The 21,126-nt window shown below is 39.5% G+C and carries 16 protein-coding genes; 13 read left to right on the top strand and 3 right to left on the bottom strand.

The window, feature by feature from the left end; genetic code table 11:
• The first annotated feature begins 1 nt into the window (after position 1).
• Both WSC_RS0117120 and WSC_RS0117115 read left to right on the top strand, forming a co-directional pair.
• Positions 2–994 (top strand): sterol desaturase family protein, encoded by a 993-nt coding sequence (locus WSC_RS0117120; protein WP_040394992.1) that lies wholly within the window; start codon positions 2–4, stop codon positions 992–994.
• Between the two features lie 15 nt (positions 995–1,009).
• A complete protein-coding gene (locus tag WSC_RS0117115; RefSeq protein ID WP_016957176.1) occupies positions 1,010–2,074 on the top strand; it encodes an SPOR domain-containing protein in 1,065 nt (354 codons plus the stop codon).
• Positions 2,075–2,089: 15 nt separating this feature from the next.
• Here WSC_RS0117115 and WSC_RS0117110 read toward each other — a convergent pair whose 3' ends face one another.
• The gene (locus WSC_RS0117110) at positions 2,090–2,890 is read right to left on the bottom strand and encodes a TatD family hydrolase (RefSeq protein WP_016957175.1); all 801 of its coding nucleotides are present in this window, start codon (positions 2,888–2,890) and stop codon (positions 2,090–2,092) included.
• A gap of 186 nt (positions 2,891–3,076) precedes the next feature.
• Between WSC_RS0117110 and WSC_RS0117105 the strand changes: the two genes are divergently transcribed.
• Positions 3,077–3,541, top strand: coding sequence for an Hsp20 family protein (locus tag WSC_RS0117105; RefSeq protein WP_016957174.1), 465 nt, complete (start codon positions 3,077–3,079; stop codon positions 3,539–3,541).
• 848 nt (positions 3,542–4,389) lie between these two features.
• On the opposite strand, the gene WSC_RS0117095 is transcribed toward WSC_RS0117105, so the two are convergent.
• Positions 4,390–5,496, bottom strand: a complete 1,107-nt coding sequence (locus WSC_RS0117095; protein ID WP_016957172.1) for a lactonase family protein — start codon at positions 5,494–5,496, stop codon at positions 4,390–4,392.
• A gap of 152 nt (positions 5,497–5,648) precedes the next feature.
• Between WSC_RS0117095 and WSC_RS0117090 the strand changes: the two genes are divergently transcribed.
• The 7 genes from WSC_RS0117090 to WSC_RS0117060 all read left to right on the top strand — a co-directional run bounded on the left by WSC_RS0117090 (position 5,649) and on the right by WSC_RS0117060 (position 12,603).
• Positions 5,649–6,023 carry a cytochrome b562 gene (locus WSC_RS0117090; RefSeq protein ID WP_016957171.1) on the top strand — a complete coding sequence of 125 codons (375 nt, stop codon included), beginning with the start codon at positions 5,649–5,651 and terminating at the stop codon, positions 6,021–6,023.
• A 295-nt stretch (positions 6,024–6,318) separates the two neighbouring features.
• Entirely contained in the window at positions 6,319–7,809 is a 1,491-nt protein-coding gene (locus WSC_RS0117085; protein WP_016957170.1) for a xylulokinase, read from the top strand.
• 38 nt (positions 7,810–7,847) lie between these two features.
• A complete protein-coding gene (gene xylA / locus WSC_RS0117080) occupies positions 7,848–9,182 on the top strand; it encodes a xylose isomerase (protein ID WP_016957169.1) in 1,335 nt (444 codons plus the stop codon).
• 167 nt (positions 9,183–9,349) lie between these two features.
• Positions 9,350–9,907: an RNA polymerase sigma factor gene (locus WSC_RS24360; RefSeq protein WP_016957168.1), complete on the top strand. Its 558-nt coding sequence runs from the start codon at positions 9,350–9,352 to the stop codon at positions 9,905–9,907.
• A gap of 21 nt (positions 9,908–9,928) precedes the next feature.
• Positions 9,929–10,636, top strand: a complete 708-nt coding sequence (locus WSC_RS0117070; protein ID WP_016957167.1) for an anti-sigma factor family protein — start codon at positions 9,929–9,931, stop codon at positions 10,634–10,636.
• 6 nt (positions 10,637–10,642) lie between these two features.
• Positions 10,643–11,137 carry an OmpH family outer membrane protein gene (locus WSC_RS0117065; RefSeq protein WP_016957166.1) on the top strand — a complete coding sequence of 165 codons (495 nt, stop codon included), beginning with the start codon at positions 10,643–10,645 and terminating at the stop codon, positions 11,135–11,137.
• A gap of 143 nt (positions 11,138–11,280) precedes the next feature.
• Positions 11,281–12,603: a tetratricopeptide repeat protein gene (locus WSC_RS0117060; RefSeq protein ID WP_016957165.1), complete on the top strand. Its 1,323-nt coding sequence runs from the start codon at positions 11,281–11,283 to the stop codon at positions 12,601–12,603.
• A gap of 120 nt (positions 12,604–12,723) precedes the next feature.
• Here the strand turns inward: WSC_RS0117060 and WSC_RS23205 are convergent, their stop codons facing one another.
• On the bottom strand, positions 12,724–15,582 hold the full coding sequence (locus WSC_RS23205) for a glycoside hydrolase family 2 TIM barrel-domain containing protein (RefSeq protein WP_237716332.1): 2,859 nt from the start codon (positions 15,580–15,582) through the stop codon (positions 12,724–12,726).
• A gap of 370 nt (positions 15,583–15,952) precedes the next feature.
• On the opposite strand from WSC_RS23205, the gene WSC_RS0117050 reads away from it, so the two are divergent.
• The 3 genes from WSC_RS0117050 (at position 15,953) to WSC_RS0117040 (ending at position 20,693) form a co-directional block, all read left to right on the top strand.
• Entirely contained in the window at positions 15,953–16,507 is a 555-nt protein-coding gene (locus WSC_RS0117050) for an RNA polymerase sigma factor (protein WP_016957163.1), read from the top strand.
• Entirely contained in the window at positions 16,504–17,589 is a 1,086-nt protein-coding gene (locus tag WSC_RS0117045) for a FecR family protein (protein WP_016957162.1), read from the top strand. Before WSC_RS0117050 ends, WSC_RS0117045 begins: the two co-directional genes overlap by 4 nt.
• Positions 17,590–17,852: 263 nt before the next feature.
• A complete protein-coding gene (locus WSC_RS0117040; RefSeq protein ID WP_016957161.1) occupies positions 17,853–20,693 on the top strand; it encodes a TonB-dependent receptor in 2,841 nt (946 codons plus the stop codon).
• Positions 20,694–21,126 lie beyond the last annotated feature (433 nt).

The following is a 21,126-nucleotide window of genomic DNA, read 5'->3' as shown; positions in this document are numbered from 1 at the left end:
TATGCTAGATTGGCTGCAATTAAATTTGCTTGAGTTGGCGTCGAATATTACCGACGCCAACAAACGCATTTTTGCACTCTATCTAGCCAGCTCAACCCTAATTGCCATAGCTGTGTACTTGTTTACACTAAGCTCCCCCCGGCAAAACGGCGTAATAAAATACCTCTTCAATAAAAAGGTTTGGCTGCACAAAAGTGCCCAAGCTGATTACCAATTAATGCTTTTAAACAAATTTATCAAAGCCTTGTTGATAGTGCCGTTTTTATTCGCAGCTGCCCCAATAGCCATCAACACCAATATTTTTATCAGTGAATTATTCGAATTATCGTCAAAGCCCGTAGTTGGCAGTCAAATGGCTATTTGGGTATTCACTCTAGTGCTATTTTTATTGGATGATTTTTCGCGCTTTTTACTGCATATGTTGTTGCACAAAATTCCCTTGTTGTGGCGTTTTCACCAAATACACCACAGCGCTGAAGTGTTAACCCCACTGACTATTTATCGCAGTCACCCTATTGAGAATTTACTTTATGCGATGCGTATGACCTTAGTACAAGGTTTAGCAATTGGCATTTGCATGAGTATGTATGGCCCATTTTTAACTATGTTAGATATATTAGGTGCCAACGCATTTGTATTTATTTTTAATCTTGTGGGGGCAAATTTGCGCCACTCACACGTGTGGTGGAGTTGGGGTAAACTTGAGCATATTTTTATCAGCCCTGCACAACATCAACTTCATCATGGTAAACAAGTACAATATTACGACTGTAATTTTGGTACAGCATTAGCCATTTGGGATAAATTATTTTTAAGTTTGCGTTTGGCAAGTAAAAAACGCCCATACAAGTTAAGCTTTGGCATTGAAAATAAACAAAAAAATCCACACTCATTACTTAATCTGTATTTCTCACCTTTTATCGTTCGACCAGTAAAAAACGCTGTTACTTTGACTAATGATAAAAAAAGCATACACTTAGAAAATTCTAAATAAAAACAACAGCCGCTTATGCAACGGAATCGCCTAACCGCCGTTTTAATGGCAAGCTTAACCACAATCCCAACCTTACAGGTATGCGCAGACGAAATAAACTTAACGGCTGCTTATCTCCAAGCTCGCACAGATAAACCATCAGCCGGCGCTTTATTGGGTTTTAGTTATGATAGTAAAAGTTGGGGCGGCCTTTATTTAGACTATTTGAACATTGATAATATCGAATTCATTGACGACAACAATGTTGAACAAAAAAATTCATTACCTGCTTATTTACTCGGTTATCAATATACAGTTCCGCTCAATCAAAAACTCTCAGTCGCTTTTAAATTAGGTGCGGCAATTGCCAACCAAGAAATTACCGATAGCACACAAACTTGGTTAAAACCGGGTGACACGGCTTTGAATTATGCTGTGACAATGAACTGGGCAGTTAGTGATCTGTTAAGCTTAAATATAGGTTTAAACCGTATTCAAGGTATGAATTATTTTGGTGATATCTCTAGCCTACAACTCGGTGTCAGCTACCGCTTCACCTTTGCGGAAAAAACTGACAAAGTTGTGCGTGGCGAAATATCCAAACCGGCACCATTAGTTGCAACCAATAAAACTGAAGCTGACAATAGAAAACCAGTTAAAGCTGAAAAAGTAACGATACAAACGCTACAACAGCAGCCTGCATCAAACGCAACAAACAAACCACAGATACCAGTATCAACCACAGCAGCGATGCCTGCTCAACCCACTACAACTTTAGTTGAACAAAGAATGGCCGAGCGTAAAGCACAAGGCCAAGCCGAAACTCAACCTAAAGAGTTAACAGCAAAAATCGAAACTAATGTGCAAAAACGCAGTGAATTAGGTGAATACAAAATTCAGCTAGGTGCGTTTTCAAATCCAGCCAATGCCAAGCAGCTTGCGAGCAAGCTCGAAAACTCTGGGTATCAAACTCAAGTCGTTCAAAAAGACAGTTTAAACCTAGTATACGCAGTTGGTTTTGCAAACCGAAATGCAGCTGATACTGCAAGAAAAGCAATTGAAGATAAATTTGCCATCAAAGGCATAGTTAGAGCGAATTAGCTAGCTTGTGATCCATTAAATAGCAAAACAGCTGTGGGTGTTGTCCCATAGCTTTTCTGCCAGCAGCTCTGGCGATTTGTACTTTGAACGTTGCGATATCAGTTCATGTAAAGCCGTAAATATTTCAGGTAAAAATCCCGGTTGATTCGGCTGGCCCTGTTTACCAAATATTGGCATGTCAGGGCTGTCGGTTTCTAATAACAAATTATCAACCCCAACAGCCTGTATCGCTTGTTGCGTTTTGTTCGCTCGACTATAGGTAATAGTGCCTCCAATACCTAAATAAAACCCTAATTCAATTAAGTTTTTTGCTTGCTGCGCACTACCAGAAAACGCATGCACCACCCCACCATATTGAAACTTTTGTTGTTTTAAATATTTGCAAATATCATCAAGGCTTTTTCTATGGTGAATAATAACTGGTTTGTTAAATTGACTAGCAACTTCCAATTGCTGCAAAAACAAATGAATTTGCCTTTGTTTAACTTGTTGATTGGAACAAACAACCGGCGAATAATCTAAACCAATTTCGCCCACTGCAACACAAGTATTATCAGCCTGTTGTAGTTTATTGGTGAGTAAATGGCCCACTTCAGCAAGCTTATGCTGCGCTAAAAAATAAGGATGAAAACCGTAAGATTTATACAATTTTGCCGAGTTTGAAACCAATGCGTCAATCGCCTGCCAGCTCCCAAATGTAGTTGCCGGAATTAACATGGCTTGCACATTACTTTTTTGTGCTAGCTCGAACACGTTTGCCAATGGCACTTTGGCGGCCAATAAATCTAAATGGCAGTGCGAATCAAAAAATTTCATAAAAAAGCCTTGAAAGGCAAAATAACCGCCCTATATATAATTTTACAAGACAACAATGTCTTGGGTAAGACGCCGGTAACGGGTCTAAGTAACCTGAGTTCAGGTTACACCTTCACTTCGCTCAATAATGAGGAAGTGAGCTAAAAACTAAACTTTACCATATTGCTTAATAGCGAGGATATGATTATGAAAACTTTAGACTTTACTCCACTATACCGTTCATTTATTGGTTTCGACCACTTAGCAAATTTAATGGATTCTGCTGCACGCTCCGACAAATCAGCAGGCTATCCACCTTACAATATCGAACTTACAGCTGAAGATAAATACCGTATTACCCTTGCGGTAGCAGGCTTCGCAGAAGATGAGCTTGAAATTAATTTAGAAAATAACACGCTAACTGTTACAGGGCGTAAAGAAAGTGATGCTCAACAAAACGAAGACGAAAAACGTTTTATTTATAAAGGTATTTCTGAGCGTAATTTCGAAAGAAAATTCCAATTGAGTGACCACATTAAAGTAAGTGGTGCTGATATGGATAATGGTTTATTGCATATTGATTTATATCGTGAAGTGCCTGAAGCACTTAAACCTAAAACCATTCCAATTGGTAATAAAAAATCAACTGGTGAGTTGTTAGAAAACAAATAGTTTTTCCTTATTTAACACTCAACAACATTTGATCAAGCGCGGTTTATACCGCGCTTTTTAGTTTCTTTTACGGGTATGACTTACCAAGTCCTGCGGTTACATTCCCAACTTCACGATTATATTAGACATAGCAGTGATAGGAGTTGCCTGCTCAGTCAGGCCTACAATGTATTTACGCAAAAACGCTTATTTGAGCCGCCTATTCATCCCTGAAGGATAAGTCCTGTCGTCGTCCATGACTCCACCTCATCAGACTGCGAAGCTGCGCTTCGGTTCTGATTCGCCCATGACGATTGAAGTTTTGCTTAAAACACATCATAGCCCTTCCTTTTTCTTGTGCACCATTCTAATTCAACTCTTACGCAATGTGACGAAATCACAAAATTGCTTAGCAATTGAATTCATGTCTTACGACCAAATTTTAAAGATAGAAGCAGACGAAAAAAATCTAAGGAAACCTCGAAACTAACACCAATCTAGCTCAAATGCTGCATGAAAATTCCTGATGATTATTGATAGCAATTATGTTTGCCTCTATCTATGCCACATAACATTGAAGCTACAGTGCAACTGACGATAGCGATAAATCAGCTAAGAAGGTGAATGGATGTGTTGCAAAGAAAGCGCCATAAAACAGGAGTAAATGAAGAAATCTACAAGGCAACAGCTTACGAAAAAGTATTAGAACAATAACTTAGAGCAAAATCTCTTTTTCAGGGATGAAAAAGCGAAGCGTACAGGGATTGTATTCACAGCGTTTTTGCGAAAGTTATGTTCTAGTGCTTTTGGGCGTAGTGCACCACTCAAAACTGGCATAGCCGAGTACAAAACTCGGCTTAAATAAGCAATTAATACCCCGCCGGTACGCCTTGGACAAACTTGACATTTTCAGCTTCAATCTCAAAACCTAAGTCTGTTAATTTACCCGTGTTTTTATCGCGACTATACACAGCGATATTATTGCTCAAACGGTTTGCAACCAACAAATGAGCTTGATCGTAACTAAAGTTAAAATCACGTGGCCAGTTACCATTAGTACTAATGTGCTGCACCAACTCAACTTGGCCAGAAGTTAATACTTTAAATACCGCAATGGAGTTTTCACCACGGTTAGTCAAATAAATAAATTTGCCATCAGCCGACAAACGAATGGCCGCAGCTTGCGACTTTTTATCGGTCGACAAGGTATTAATACGCTGAATTTGCGTTAATGAACCATCCACAGCAGACTGCTGATAGGCAACCAAAGTATTCGACAACTCATTTAACACATAAGCATAATTTTTAGTTGGATGAAAAGCTAAATGACGAGGGCCATCGCCCGCTTGCAATTTGGCAGCCACTGTCGACATCCAAACACCATTTTTCGGACTAAATTGAAAAATGCTATCCGTACCTAAATCAACGCCATATAAAAATTTACCTTCAGGCGACCAGCCCATCCAATGCGGATGTGGTGCGTCTTGACGCTCATGCGGGCCTTTACCACTGTTAATGATCTGCCCAGACAAACTAAAGTTTTTACCATCAAAATCTAAAATAGAGTAATTTGGCGATACATAAGTTGCAACACTCACTAAGTTAGTGTTTTGGTTCCAACTAATGTGGCAAGGGTAATCACCTAAACCTTCAATTGAAGCAACTGCAGACCAATTACCAGCTTGATAACGATAGGCAAATGCCCCAGAGTTTGGCTCTTCGTTAACTGCCACTAAAGCTTTGTAATCGTTGCTGATAGCTATATACGACGGGTCTTGCGTCGCAATTAATTGCTCAATTTGATATTTTTTATCCGCATAAGAATCAATAGTTAATTGATACACGCCGCTATTCTTTTCAGGATCTGCCCCCAAAATAAAATAGTCAGCTGCCGCAGCGGATGCCTGCATAACAATTGCACCAGTAACAGTTAATGCAATTGAAGTTTTTTTCCATGTGTTAAATAAAGTTTTCATAGTATGTATTATAAATATCGTTATATTGTGAATAAAGCGCCGACAATTAACGCATAAAACGTTTTCATTGTGCAACTAATAAATCGTCAGATATTGCACTCAAGTACGATAAAGTCTAGAGTTAAACCAACAATAATAACGGAAGCCACGAAATGAAAACTAAAATATTCTTCACCGCTGTATTAACTTCTGCGCTGTTAATCGGCTGTAGCAAACCAAACCCAATCCACGAAGGTATGGAATCAATGGGCAAAAGTTTCAAAGCTTTACGCCAAGCTGAAACTTTAGCAGATAAACAACAACTTATCGCTGAATTTGAACAACATGTATTAATGGTTCAAAAACAACAAGTAAAACCAGAAGATCAAGCGACTTTTGATGAAGGCATAGATAAACTCTTGAGCGAAGTTCAAGCAGTAAAAGCCGCATTAGAGCAAGGCAATATTGAAAATATCAAACCTCAATTAAAAGCATTACATGATTTAGAAGAAGAATATCATGAGCTTTTAGGTGTAGAAGAGCACTAAAAAACACTGAGCTTGGTTGTAAAGCATTTTTGCAACCAAGTGCTTTATTCCAGCCAAACTTTAGTAAAAACCTTCTCGTAAAATTGTGTTAAAACATCGATATTTTTTTCACAACCTAGCACTTCAAAATAGCCACATCCCAATTAAAATGGCGGTTAAAAGCCAAAAACAAAATATCATACTAAAACAATAAATTTTGATACTTGTCGCTTTTTCATCCTACCCATAAACTTATTGTCAAGTTAACAAAAGCAGTGCATTGACGCACTGACAAATTTGAATAGGTTAAGTGGTTATGTACTTTTTAGGTTTAGATATTGGCAGCTCATCAACCAAAGCATCAATTTTAGATGCAGCCACAGGTAAAAGCCTTGCCTCTACCCATTACCCAAAAAGCGAATTAGCAATTACAGCTCCACAAGCAGGGTTTGCCGAACAACAACCTGAAACTTGGTGGGAGTGTGTTAAACAAGCCTGCGCTGAATTATTTGCTCTTGAGCAAGTAAACCCACAAAAAATTGAAGCAATTGGCATTTCATATCAAATGCATGGTTTAGTCTGTGTCGACAAAAACCAACAAGTAGTTCGTCCAGCAATTATTTGGTGTGACAGCCGCGCCGTTGAAATTGGCGAGCAAGCTTTCAATCAACTGGGTCAGCAAAAATGTTTACAACAGTTTTTAAATTCACCGGGTAACTTTACCGCATCAAAATTGAAGTGGGTTAAAGAAAACCAACCAGAGCTTTATCAGCAAATTGACAAAATAATGCTGCCTGGCGATTACATTGCAATGAAACTTTCTGGTGATGTAACCACAACCTCTTCCGGTTTAAGTGAAGGTGTACTGTGGGACTTTGAAAATAACCAAGTCGCCACTGATATTATCAAGCACTATGGTTTTGAACACAGTTTAATTCCAACTTTAGTCCCTTCATTTGGTGAACAATGTACAGTTAGCCAGCAAGCAGCTAAAGAGCTTGGTTTACGCGCTGGCATTAAGATTACTTATCGAGGTGGTGATCAGCCAAACAATGCATTATCACTAAATGTAATGCAGGCAGGCGAAGTTGCCGCTACAGCTGGCACATCAGGCGTAATTTACGCAGTAACAGACAAAAACGTATACGACGAGCAATCGCGCGTTAACACCTTCCAGCACGTATCCAGCACAACTGACAATAATGCCAATGGCGTATTGTTATGTGTAAACGGCACGGGTCGTTTATTTAGCTGGTTGCGTTCAGTTGTTTCAGTGCAAGGCCAACAAGTTGACTATCCATATTTAAATGAGTTAGCCAAAGATGTCGCTATTGGCTCTGACGGCTTAAGCATGTTGCCTTTTGGCAATGGTGCTGAGCGCGTATTACAAAACAAGAATATTGGTGGCCATATCCAAAATTTAGATTTTAACCGCCATCAATTAGGTCATATGGTGCGAGCAGCACAAGAAGGCATAGTGTTCGCACTTAAATATGGTTTTGACGTTTTAAAAGATATGGGCGTGAGTAGCCAAGTAATTCGCGCAGGCAAAGGCAATATGTTTTTAAGCCCGATTTTTGTCGAAGCTTTTGTCAACAGCTGCCAAACCACAGTTGAATTATATCAAACCGACGGAGCCGAAGGCGCTGCGCGCGGTGCAGGATTTGGACTTGGTTACTACAGCAACCGAGCCGAAATGTTTAATGGCTTAGAGTTGTGTGCTCAATACGAGCCAGAAGCCGCCAAGGTAGACGCATATGCAAATGCCTACCACAACTGGCAACAACTTTTACAGCAATCAATTTAACCTAGAACTTAAGTTCCGAAACTAATGAGGTCACAAGCATGAGTATTATCTTAGGTGATAAAGAATTTTTCCCAACAGTTGGCAAAATAGAATTTGAAGGTCGTGATTCAGATAATCCATTTGCATTTAAATGGTACGACGAAAACCGTATAGTTGCAGGCAAAACCATGAAAGAGTGGTTGCGTTTTGCAGGTTGTTACTGGCACACTTTCTGTGGTCAAGGCCATGACCCGTTTGGCCCAGGCCCACAACGTTTTGCATGGAACGATGCTAATTCAGCTAAGCAACGCGCAGCAGATAAAATGGATGCAGCTTTTGAATTCTTTACAAAAATGGGTTTACCTTACTACTGTTTCCACGATACTGATTTAATCGACGAAGAGAATTCATCAGTCAGTGAATTTGAAGAAAAAATTCAATTCATTACAGATATCGCGTTAGAAAAGCAAAAAGCGTCAGGCGTTAAATTGCTTTGGGGTACATCAAACCTATTCTCAAATCCAAGATACATGAATGGTGCTGGTACTAACCCTCACTTCCCAACGTTAGCGCGTGCCGGTGCTCAGCTTAAAATAGCGATGGACGCTACCATGAAGCTAAACGGTGAAAACTATGTATTCTGGGGTGGTCGTGAAGGTTACATCACCTTATTGAATACTAAAATGCAACGCGAGCAAGAAAACTTTGCACGTTGGTTACACATGGCTAAAGACTACATGCGCAGCCAAGGTTGGAATGGTACTTTCTTCATTGAACCTAAGCCAATGGAACCAACTAAACATCAATACGACTTTGATACAGCAACTGTAGCTGGTTTCTTACAAAAGTACGGTTTAAGCACAGACGACTTCAAAGTAAACATTGAAGTTAACCATGCAACACTGGCAAGCCATACTTTCCAACATGAGTTACAAGTAGCAGCTGATAACAACATTTTAGGCTCTATCGATGCTAACCGTGGTGACTACCAAAACAGTTGGGATACAGACCAATTCCCGAACAACATCAACGAAACGGTTGAAGCTATGTTGGTATTCTTAGAAGCAGGTGGTTTACAAGGTGGTGGGGTTAACTTTGACGCGAAAACTCGTCGTGAATCAACAGATATGGAAGATATCTTCTTGGGTCACATTGGTGGTATGGACACGTTTGCACGTTCACTAATCGTCGCTGATCAAATCATCACTAAATCTAAGTACACTGAATTGCGTAACAAGCGTTACGAGACTTTCGAGTCTGGCCAAGGTAAAGACTTTGTTGATGGCAAACTCACTATCCAACAGCTAGCTGAAATTGGCACTGCTGTAGGCGAGCCAGAGCAAATTTCAGGTAAACAAGAATTGTTCGAAAACATCATCAATCAATACATCTAGTTTCATTTCCTTGTTGTAGTCTTTCATGACTAGCCCGTGCGAAACCCATATACACGGATGATGTGGGTTTCGTTTTTTTCTGAAAAAAATTCACTTTTTTTGCAACCTTTTTATCTCAGCTACGTTATAGGTTTATAATTCTTATAAAACTTGCAGTTGTAGCGAATATGAACAAGGTTGTATCACTGCTATTTGGCAAAACCAACAAACAAAGCTTTGAACAAATTGTCACGCCCTATTTAGACTTAATGTTTAAAGTTGCCTATCAATACACAGGCAAAACAGAAGACGCTGAAGACTTAGTTCAAGAGGTTTTAGCAGATCTTTATCACAACCTGACTAAGTTACAACAAGCTGAAAAAACCAAAGCTTGGATAATGCGCTGTTTATACAACAAATTTGTCGATCAATATAGAGCACAAAAAGCCCGCCCGCTGATTGATAGCTTAGATGACGAACAACAAATTCCACTAACGCAAATAACGCCAGATCAAGAACTATTACTGACGCACAAACAAGTGTTAGCCGGATTATCACAACTAAATTCAAACCAACGCGCACTTGTAACCATGCACGACATCAATGGTTATACCCTAGTTGAGCTTGCCGAAATCATGCAAAAACCTGTCGGTACATTAAAGTCGGATTTACACCGTGCACGAGCCAAATTAAAAATTTTATTTAACTTGCAACCATCCGACATCCAATCCCGTCATTGTGTATAACGAATGTGTGAGAACAGAATTATGAACTGCGAATTTATCCATCAAAATATCAACGACGTATGCAACAGCAATTTAACTGAGTTAGAGCAGCAACAAGTAAGCGCACATTTAACTAATTGTTCTGATTGCCAACAAATGCTGAGCCAACACCAAGCTTATTTAGCAAAATTGACTAGTTTACAAACACCTGAATTAACCGCTGAAAATAAACAGCGTCTGTTAAACCAAGCGCAGATAATTAAAACAGCAACCAACAAGAACAATGGTTTTGTAAAAGGCTTTGCTGTAGCGTCAGTACTATTTTTATCGATATTTTTATTTAATCAGCAGCAAGTTGAGCCTGTTGTTGCGCCCATTGCTAAAAACATCAACCTAGAGCCATTTACCACACAGGTATCGCTGATTATTTACGTGCCTGAAGATATGCCAAATGCAGATTTACAACTACAAATTCCAGATGAAATTGAATTGGTCGGCTACGAAGGTTTAGCGAGTTTGTCATGGCTGGTAGATCTCAAACAAGGTGCTAACGTATTGCAATTGCCAATTGAAGTACCTGAAGGCATAGACCTAAACCAAGCTATTCAATTTATCGCCAACATTAATAATAACAATACACAAAAGGACTTTGCGCTAGAAGTAAAACTTGTTTCACCTCAACAAGGTGCAGCGGATTCTGTGTTTAATCTAACTAATCCTACTGCCAATAATTTCAACAATTTAGGATAATTTATTATGAAAAACCCAATGATTAAATTTACGTTATCAGCCCTATTTGTCGCAACTTGTTTTGGTGCTAATGCAGAATCGCTAGACGATGTAACCATGCAAATAACCAAAGAGCATGTGCGTTTAGGCCACAAGTTACATATACCAGGGCAAAATTTGGTAATTGAGCACATGTTGGAATCAGGCGCAGTTACCGAGGCCGAGCTTGAAGCACAAAAAGCCGAACGAGAAGCCGATCGCGCTGAGCTAAAAGCGTTAAAAGAAGCTGGTGATGATGAAGCTCTGGCCGTGAAGCTGGCTGAAATGAAAGAAAAACGCCAAGCCAATAGAGAAGCCATTCGTGAATATGTTGATAACAACGATGATTTAAAAGAACAATTACAAACTAAAAAACAAGAAGTGCGTGAAAAAATCCGCGAAGAAATTCGTGATAAACGTAAAGAGCGCAAAGACGAAAGAGAAAAGCGTCGTGAAGAGCGTGATGCAGCTAAAGACGAATAATAAAACAGTTTGAGGTGTAAGCTTGGCTTTGGTTGAACTTGTTCGGCCTTAGCCAGGCTTTTTTACCTCCACTGACAACACCTCAAGCAAATAATCCAGGTTTTACCAACAATGGCGTTAGTAAACCCAAGATAGGAACCAATATGAAGTATATCAGTGCCTTATTGCTCATTATTGTGTGTCTGGCAAAAGCTTATGCCAATGAAAATGCAGGCCACCAAGCTTTTGCCCAACAAGACTATCAAAGCGCCCTAACCCACTATCAATCAGCCTATCAACAAAATCCATTAGCCAGCACACTATATAATATTGCCGTATGCCAATTTAAACTGGGACAATGGCAAAATGCGCAAACTAGCTTCAAACAAATAAAACAACAAAGTGGCGAAAGTGACTTAATAAACTACAACATAGCAGTCACCTATAAAAAACTTGGCAATACAGAACGAGCGACTGAATTGTTTGAAAACTTAGTTTTATTTGGAGAAAACGAACAAATTGTTCAACTGGCAGGCCGACAATTAGATCAGCTAGAATTTGCTGAATTTGACCAACAACTCAATGAACAAACAGCTCAAGCTGAAAACTCATACCCAGCTTGGTATCTATCCACACAACTCGCACTTGGCAGTGACGATAACGCCGTAGCTATCAGCACAGAAAGAAGCAGCAATAAAAGTGATAGCTTAGTTGAAGCTTTAGTCTCTGCTGGATATATAGGCGAACAACAAACCCAGCAGTTTTGGTCAATCAACGCGCTACTGCTCAAGAGTAAATATCAAAATAATTCAGACTATGATTTTTCAGTTATGGGTTTAGGGGCAATTAAACACTTTACCTTTGCTGGCATAAATCAAGCAGACAACAACGACTATTTTTACGCAGCCGCAAACTTCGAAGCATTATCAATTGCTGGCAACTCCTACCTTAACAATACACGCTTGACCCTTGGCTATTATTACCCTTTGAATACACTACAAGTGATTAAGGTTGAAAGCCAATACAAAAAATCCAGCGCGGCAAGCAGTGAATACCACTACCTAGCAGGTGACGCATGGCAACATAGAGTGAGCTGGCAATTAGGCGACTATAACAACCGATTTAAAGTAACCTTAGACTACACAATTGATGACAGAAATGACTTAACAACTGAAGACAGCTTCACCTCATATTCAGCCAATAGGCACTCAATAAAATTGGACAAAAACGTTCAGTTAAATCACTGGTTATTAAACTTTAGTGCCCAATACAAAGTGTCGAATTACCACGACAAACACCTATATTCAGACGGCAGTGAATTATTAAGAAAAGACAATAAACTCAGTTTATCGCAACGCACTGAGTACAACTTAAATAACAACTGGCAGCTATTTTTAGATGTAAACTGGGCAGATAATAACTCCAACTCATCAACCTATAGCTATCAACAAACCTTATTAATGTTTGGTGTTAGTTTTGATTTGTAAGCTAAGCTCATCATAGAAGTTCGAGGAAATAATCAAACAAAGTACTCTACCCTGGGATTTGTTAGTAAAGTACTCTGCCTGATTAAAAACTGCGTTAATTTTTAAAACATAATTTGAAAATTAGTAAATAGTTAACTTGATATTACTAATACCACGCTCAGATACAGGTCGGCCTTGCGGGCCTAAATAATGTGCAGCATGGAACTTAGAGCCAATTGCACTAATGCGATGTAAAAAGCTAATTTCACCATCGTATTTTAAGCTCAAAGTATTGTCTGGGCGATCACCATCATCTGGCTGCATTACGCGCACATACAAATCAGGCGTAGCAGTTGAGAAAGTGATTTCATTGTTTTGTTGGCCTAAAGTTAACCACTGAATATCAGAGAAATAACCTTTGAACTCAGGGAATTCCCACTTCTCACCAGCCACACCTTCGTTGTAGTCATTTTCCCACACAGAAAAGTTGACGCCTTCTAAACGGTTTGCCCAAACTCGGTAAGGGCCGTCGCCCATCCAACGTTTGTGAGCAATACCTTGTTTAGGATAGTCAAAGCCAACACCGTGTAAGATATATTGTCCATTTAGCCAGTAATTGACATCCATCGACAAGTGACCTTGCGGATGTACTATCCATACTAGCTTAGTAATACCTGCAGAAGGATTAACCACTTCAATAACTAAATCATTACCAACAAAGCTGGTTTTGAGTTCTGTGGCTTTGTCAGATTTGGCATCAACAGTTGGATCATGGGTTGTCCAAGTACCTTTACCATTGTAAACACCTTTGTTAAGTGAATTATCTGAACGCAATAGCTTAGGGCCATTAGTCAAAGCATATGCTTGGTTAGCTTTTTTATACGACTGCAATAAACCAGTTTGGCCATCAAAGGTGATAACTCTATCTGCCGCTGTTACTTTTAATACCTTGTCAGTCTGTTCAACTATTTCAGCTTGTTTCGCAACACTTGCTTTGGCAACAAAATCTTGCTGGGTTAGCTTAGCTAACTGAGCGGCGGTTTGAATCGGCCAGGCATTGGTTAAAATTGAATTGTTTTCTTGATCAAAAAACTCCACTTCTAACCAGCCTTGCTGTTGCCAATTCTCCGGTAAGTTTAACTGCAACGCGCCAGTTGCATCTGGTTTAGTTGCTGGCAGAGATACACGACCATTTGCTACTAGCTTTTTCTCAGCCGAAAAAGCAGTTAACGGACTGAACAAGCGCCATTCAACGGCAAAGCTAGATAGATCAATAAAATCATATAAGTTTTTAACTTGTAATTCGCCGTTAAAACTTGCAGGCAGTTGGCGACCATTTTTCAAATTAGTCACTTGAATAGGCGACCAAATTTCTTTAATGGTGAAATAGCTCGCCTCTTTTTGTCCGTGTGGACCGACTATGCCATCTGGCGCGTGGTTAAAATCGGTATCTATAATGTTATTTTTGTCTGTTCTAACAATGCCTTCATCTGCCATTACCCATAAAAAGCCACCTGCGCCTAATGGCGTTGACATCATAAAGTCCCAGAAATCTCTTAAACCAGCACCGTGGCCACCGTCATATAACCCATGCAGAAACTCAGTCGGGAAAAACACCTCGTTTTGTGGCTTTTTCGCCAACAACTCTGAATAAGTTGGGTAGTGGTCTGTATCTATGTTGCGGAATAATTCCCAGGGGTGCAGTACCGGACGTTTCTGCAGGTCATAAATATCGTAGTCGTCATCCACTTCTGTATTCCAACCACCTTCATTACCATTCGCCCAAAATAATATACTTGGGTGTGTTTGGTCACGTTTAATCATTTGAGCAATTAAACGACGAGCTGGTGCTGTATCCAATACAGGCTTTTGCCATGTGCCCAATTCGTTAATCACATAAATCCCCATACGATCTGCCGCTTCTAAGAAATGCACGTCTGGTGGGTAATGTGCCATTCGAACCGCATTCATATTCATGCTTTTAATTAAATTGATATCATCAATACTGGCTTGTTTAGTCATAGTACGACCCGTTTCTGGACGGAAACTATGGCGGTTCACACCTTTTAAAATAATTTTTTCACCATTTAGATATAGGCCATCATGCGGTCTTAATTCAAAGGTTCTAAAACCAAAGGTTTTGGTTAAAGTATGCAGTATTTGGTTTTGCTGTTTAACTTGAACTTGTACCTGATACAAATTTGGAGTTTCAGCTGTCCAAAGTTTTGGTGAATCGATTTGAGTAGCAAGCCTTGCTTTTTCTGCTGAAACTACGGCAACAAATTCTTTGCCAACAGTCTTGCCATCTAAATCTAAAATTTGTGCGGTTACCGAACTAACATTGGCATTTTCCAAGCCGTCTAAATAAACATCCATTTTAAATTCGCCGCTTGCTTGTGCGTCAAGGCTAACCCAATCGACATGAGTTGTTGGTAAAGACTGTAAAAATACTTGTCTGTATATGCCACCAAACACCCAATAATCAGCATTGCGCTCTGCCGCTTCAATGCTTTTATCGGCAGACATTTTATCAACAATTACTTTGAGTTCGTTTTGTTGGCCAACTTTTACAAAAGGTGTGATGTCAAAACTAAAGCGGTAAAAACCACCTTGGTGCGTTGGGCCAACTTGCTCACCATTCACCAACACAGTTGCATCAGTCATAACACCATCAAACACAATTTCTATGGTTCTATCTTGCCACTCTGCCGGAACATCAAATTGGCGACGATATATGCCCTGCTCGTCGTGTTTTTCAGGGATATAGCCATAATCGTAATTACCAAATCCTTGTTGTTCCCAGTTTGATGGCACTGGAATTTTTGTCCATTCGCCACAGTTATTGCCTTTGTTGCAGTAAAAATCCCATTCAACGGCATCATCACTACCAGTACCACTTAACATTTTAACTTCGGTTAGTGCGGTAGCTGGAATATCCGCCACTTGCTGCTTCGAAGCACAACCAATAAATATTAAACCTGTTATAAATGCTAAACACACAAGCATCCAACTTCGCTTTGTTATGTGCTTGAACGGCACGCTACTCATAGCCTACTCCTCATATATAGTTATTGTGTTAAATAAACTAATTAGCCCTGCTCTACACGAGTAAATCTAATTTTGTCTATACTTGGTGTATAACCAAGTACTTAAAGAAACTGGGCACAATGCCTGCCCAAAAAAGTAATAATCTTTTTGTCCTTGAAACTATGACTTAACAACTAAACAAAACCCGTAAAATTAATATTTTGATATTACTAATTTAATTTAGGTACTTATCCAGAATTAAAGTTACATCGTTTACGGATTTTCAAATCTGGTACGTCATAATTATAGTTGTGTATTTATTTAGGCCAAATTGGATAACAAGATGTCGATGATTTCCCGCATTTTTGTCGAAAAAAGTGCCTTTTTAAAAAACTTTCTAAAAAAATTTATTGGCACAGATCAAGACGTAGATGACATCTTGCAAGAGGTCTATTTAAAAGCACATCAAATAGAAAATAGAACCGACATCAAAAACCCAACCGGCTTTTTAGTACAGATAGCTAAAAACATCGCAATTGATGAGCTAAATAAAAAAGCGCGCCAAGCAACTGGTTATATCGACGAGCATTTAGATGAAATTCCAATCGAAAAAACCGCCTCGTTAGAATCAGAGGAAGAGGCCGAAGAATCCATTCGCTTATATTGCCAAGCTATCGAACAATTACCAGAAGCGTGCCAAAAGGCGTTAATTTTGCGCAAAGTTTATGGATTAAAACACAAAGAGATCGCACAAAAGCTTGATGTTTCGGTAAGTACAGTCGAAAAAAACCTCAAACTCGCGGGATTATTCTGCGACGAATATCTCAGCAATTTTAATTTAACCTCCACCCTATCAACTGCAGACAAGCAGAAATTATTAGCGGGGAATGACAAATGAGTACATTCGAGCAAGTTATTCAAAATGCCAGTGAGTTAAAACTGCAAACTTGGGATTGGATAATTCGAATTGACGGCGACGAGCCACTGAGCCAGCAAGAAAAGCAGCAGTTAGCAGTATGGCTAAACGAAAGCCCAGAGCGTAAACAAGAGATTTACCGCATAAACAAATTTTGGCACCAAACGTTGTTAACTGAATTGGCCGATTTAAATGAAACACCAGCTAAGCAACAAAAAACCAAGAATTGGCTAAAATTTTCTTGGGCAGCAATAAGCGGATATTCGGTTGCGTGTTTATGCCTATTAAGCCTAAGTGTTTATTGGATTGGTGAACAACAAAACCTAACCACTCATTACCCAGCTACTAGTTATGCCACCAATATAGGTGAACAACAAAGCGTCAACTTGCTTGATGGCTCTAAGCTTATTATTGATTCAAACAGCCATATTGAAGTGAAGTTTTCAGAAACATCTCGCGATCTTTGGTTACACAAAGGCGAAGTGCACTTTGATGTAGCGAAAGATAAAAGCAGGCCTTTTAATGTGCATGCGTTAAATGGCCGTGTACAGGCGGTTGGCACCGCGTTTAATGTTGAGTTAATTGATGATAAGCAATTTAATGTATTGGTTACTGAAGGCAAAGTTGCTGTGGCTTTATCAGAAAGCGCAGTCGCAACTAAAACAAGCAACAGTACTCAACCCCTAATGCAGAATATTACCTATATGACTGCAGGTGATTACACCAATGTGCGTTTAACCACTAGTATAGAGCAAAGTAAAAAACATATGCTCAATACGCTAGTTAAGCTTTCTAAAGAAGAAATTAACAAAGCCAGTGCTTGGCAAAGAGGTGAATTAATATTTACCGGTGAACCACTTATACAAGTAATAGAAAAGCTTAAACGTTACACAGAACTAAACATCCAAATTAAAGACTCAGAGCTTGAAACACTCAAAATTGGCGGCCGTTTCGAATTAACCAACATTGAAAATTGGCTTAAAAGTTTGCAGTACAACTTTAACCTTAATGTAGAAAAAACTGCTGAGAACACCATTACAATTTCGGCTAAAGGGCAAGAATAACAAAGCTTCAGCTTGTTGTTATTGCCCAATTATTCACCTTTTTTGACAATTAATATCCCCTAACACGTTTCCAAGCACATCAAATAAAACAACCTAAAAACACAAACAAAACATATTTATCAAATTATTTTTACGGATTTCAAACAACTATAAAGTCATACCATAGTAGTTAATAAGTTTTCAGTTACTACGCACACGCCCGCACTTTGACCGTGCGGCAACAAGGTTATGAAAAATATAAAATCCGTATCGAGGAGATAAAAATGTCACGCTTATGTATCCCATTTGCGAAAACCGCACTGTCAGTCGCGCTAGCGACCGTTCTCATGCCAAGCCAAGTACTCGCACAACAAACAGATGTCGAAATAGAACAAACAGAACAAGCAACAGACTCAACAGATGCAGAAGTCATTCTTGTAAAAGGTTTACGCTCAAGTTTAATGAAAGCCCAAGATATCAAAATGAACTCAGACTCAATTGTTGATGCAATTGTCGCTGAAGATATTGGGAAATTACCAGATTTAACCGCAGCAGAAAGTATTGCTCGTATTGCAGGTATTCAAGTAAACCGCCGTAGTGATGAGGCGCGTGATATTTTAATTCGTGGTTTACCAAATGTAACCACAACCTTTAACGGTCGCGAATTATTCACCGCTGAATTGCGTCAAGTTCAGTTGCAAGATTTTCCATCGCAAGCGTTAGCTGGGATTGAGGTTTATAAATCGGGCACAGCAGATTTACTTGAGCCAGGCTTAGCAGGTTTAGTTAATGTTCGCTCTCGTCGCCCATTCGATTTTGATGGTGAAAAAATTTCTGGCACTTTGCGTTACGCCTACAACGACCAAAACGAAAAGTCAGCACCAACTGGCAGTATTTTATATTCCAATCGCTGGACTACTGCTCTAGGCGAAATAGGCTTTTTAGCCAACGCGACCTACACTCAATCTGAATACCACAATGGTGTGCGTTACAACGATACTTGGTTTAGAAATGCCAATCGTTTTGGCAGCATAACCCCAGAACAATTTAGTGAAGGTGAGTTTCTAATTCCTAACCGAGTGGGTATCTACCAAGATTTAGGTAAACGTACACGCCCATCATGGAATATGGCTGCACAGTGGCGACCTAGCGACCAATTAGAAGTTTACGCTGATGCAATCTATCAAGGTTTCCGCGGTGAAGGCCAAGCTGATAGTTTTTGGTTTCATTTAGTCGACTGGGATAGATATCCAACTCAATTTGGCGACCCAACTTTAACTAATGTTGTTATGGTGGAAGGTACAGATGATGGACAAGCGGCTAGTTTAACTAAGTCTGGTGGTTTACCAGCAATGGCCTATCGTTCAACCAACAAAGGTGCGACAGATACATATCAATTTGCTGTAGGTGCTAAGTGGCAAAATGGCCCATTAAAAATCGAAACCGATTTAGCTTATACAGACAGTACCTACGAAAAAGAAGAATGGAGTTTCGATACATCAACACGGGAAGACTGGCTAGTAAACGTCGACTTTTTTGGTGAAGAAGGTGGTGTAACTTTTGATGCGCCGAACGCCAATGTTCATGATCTAGACGCTTATAACTTCCGCGGATACTTTGAGAGCCATTATAAAGTGGGCGGCTCGGGCGTACAATGGAAAACCGACCTTACCTATACTTTTGACGACGGCATTTTAAATAAAATTCAAGCTGGCGTGCGTTTTACCGACCGTGATGCAACACGTGATTCAGGAAATCGCTTAGCAGGTGTTCTATATTTAAACAAACCATTGTCGAGCCTTGATTTCTTAGAATATGAACAAACGTTCAACCCATTCCGTAGTGATAAACAAGGTTTTACTACATACCTAGCACCAACCCGCGATAGCATAATCAATAATCACGAAAAGTTGAGCCAAGTTGCTTATGAGTATGCAACTGAGTTAGGTAATAGTGATCCTGCTCGCTTTGGCTGGGCATTGGGTGAAGCAGAAAAATTTTTAACGCCTAAAGTCGCTTACGATCCGGCGAGTTACTTTGAAGCGAAAGAGCAAACCTACGCTGCCTATTTACAGGCAAAATTTATGTTTGATATTGGCGATATGCCGGTGGATATAGTAGCGGGCACTCGAGTTACTCGTTCTGAAACTGATGTAACTGGAACCTCAAGATTGTATGATTTAGACGGCAATCGAACCTTAGAAAGTACCACTGTAGACGATGGATACACTGACGTATTGCCAAATGTTAGTGTGGCAATAAACTTAACAGATGATGTTAAATTACGTTCGAGTTATACCAAAACGCGTACCAGAGTTGATTTTGCTGCGTTAAATCCGAGTACTGATATACGACCTAGAAATAAAGCTAATGACAATCCAAATGGTGAAGATGTACCTGAGCATGATGCAACAGCTTCTTCGGGCAATCCTTATTTAAAACCACTTACATCTAATAATTATGACATCAGCTTGGAGTACTATTTCTCTGACTCTGGTTATGTTAGTGGTGCAACATTTTATCGAGATCTTTTCGGTTTCACTCGTAACTTTCCTAGACATGTTGAAGATGCAGACTATGGAACGGTTCTGTTGAGCAAACCTGAAAACTCCGGCCAAGGTGAAATTTGGGGTTGGGAAATTAATGCACAAACCTTTATGGATTATGATTTTATGCCAGAAGCTCTGCATGCTTTTGGTATATCAGCAAATGTTACTCGCCTTGAAGGTAAAGAGCGTTATCCAGCAGAGTTAGATACGTCTGATTCAGGTACCTATGGTCCAATTCCGGGTTTGTCTAAATACACCTACAACACTGCTGTTTTTTATGAAAAAGACGGCTTCTCAGCTCGACTTTCATATAACAAACGTGACACTTGGGTGAACTGGTTCCGCAATACCATTGGTGCCGAAGGATTTACTGGCAACAAAACCAAAGCAAGAGATAGACTAGATTTATCTGCAAGCTACGAAATTAACGACAATTTCACGGTCTACGCGGACATTTCAAACATTATGGCCAACCCTTTCCACAACTATGTTCAACACAACGATAACATTGCATACACGCAAGACATTCGTGATGAAGGACGTTATTACGGTGTAGGCCTTAAATTTAGCTTTTAATCCTTTTAGTTAAAGTGTGTCCTCCAATAGGCTGGGTTATACCCAAAAGTGTCGGGTGTAGTTGTACCAGCCTATTTATAATATGCACCCGCTCATATTTAACCTAACACCCATCCACTGCGGCATAATTAAAATAACGATTAGTTTGTTAATGCTTTAGGTTAACGCAAACAACAAGTTTGCCTCAAATGGAAAATATGGTTGACTTCGTTTTTAAATCAACTAAGTTATTGAAATTAATCAAATTCAAATTGCAAGCTATGTACAAAGTGCGTGTACATAAACACCAAAGCATTACACGTCAAGGAGAGATTTGTGGATATACTCAATAAGTTCGTAACTAATTTAGTTGAGTCGGTTTATCTTCTCAAACGGCATAGTGATCTGAACCATTAAAAGTGGACACTTCATTAAGCTACGTTTAATAGTTCAT

Source organism: Catenovulum agarivorans YM01, from assembly GCF_000281085.1.
Lineage (GTDB): Bacteria > Pseudomonadota > Gammaproteobacteria > Enterobacterales > Alteromonadaceae > Catenovulum > Catenovulum agarivorans.
Note: the sequence above shows the minus strand (reverse complement) of the source record. Positions and strands in the feature narration are given on the sequence as shown.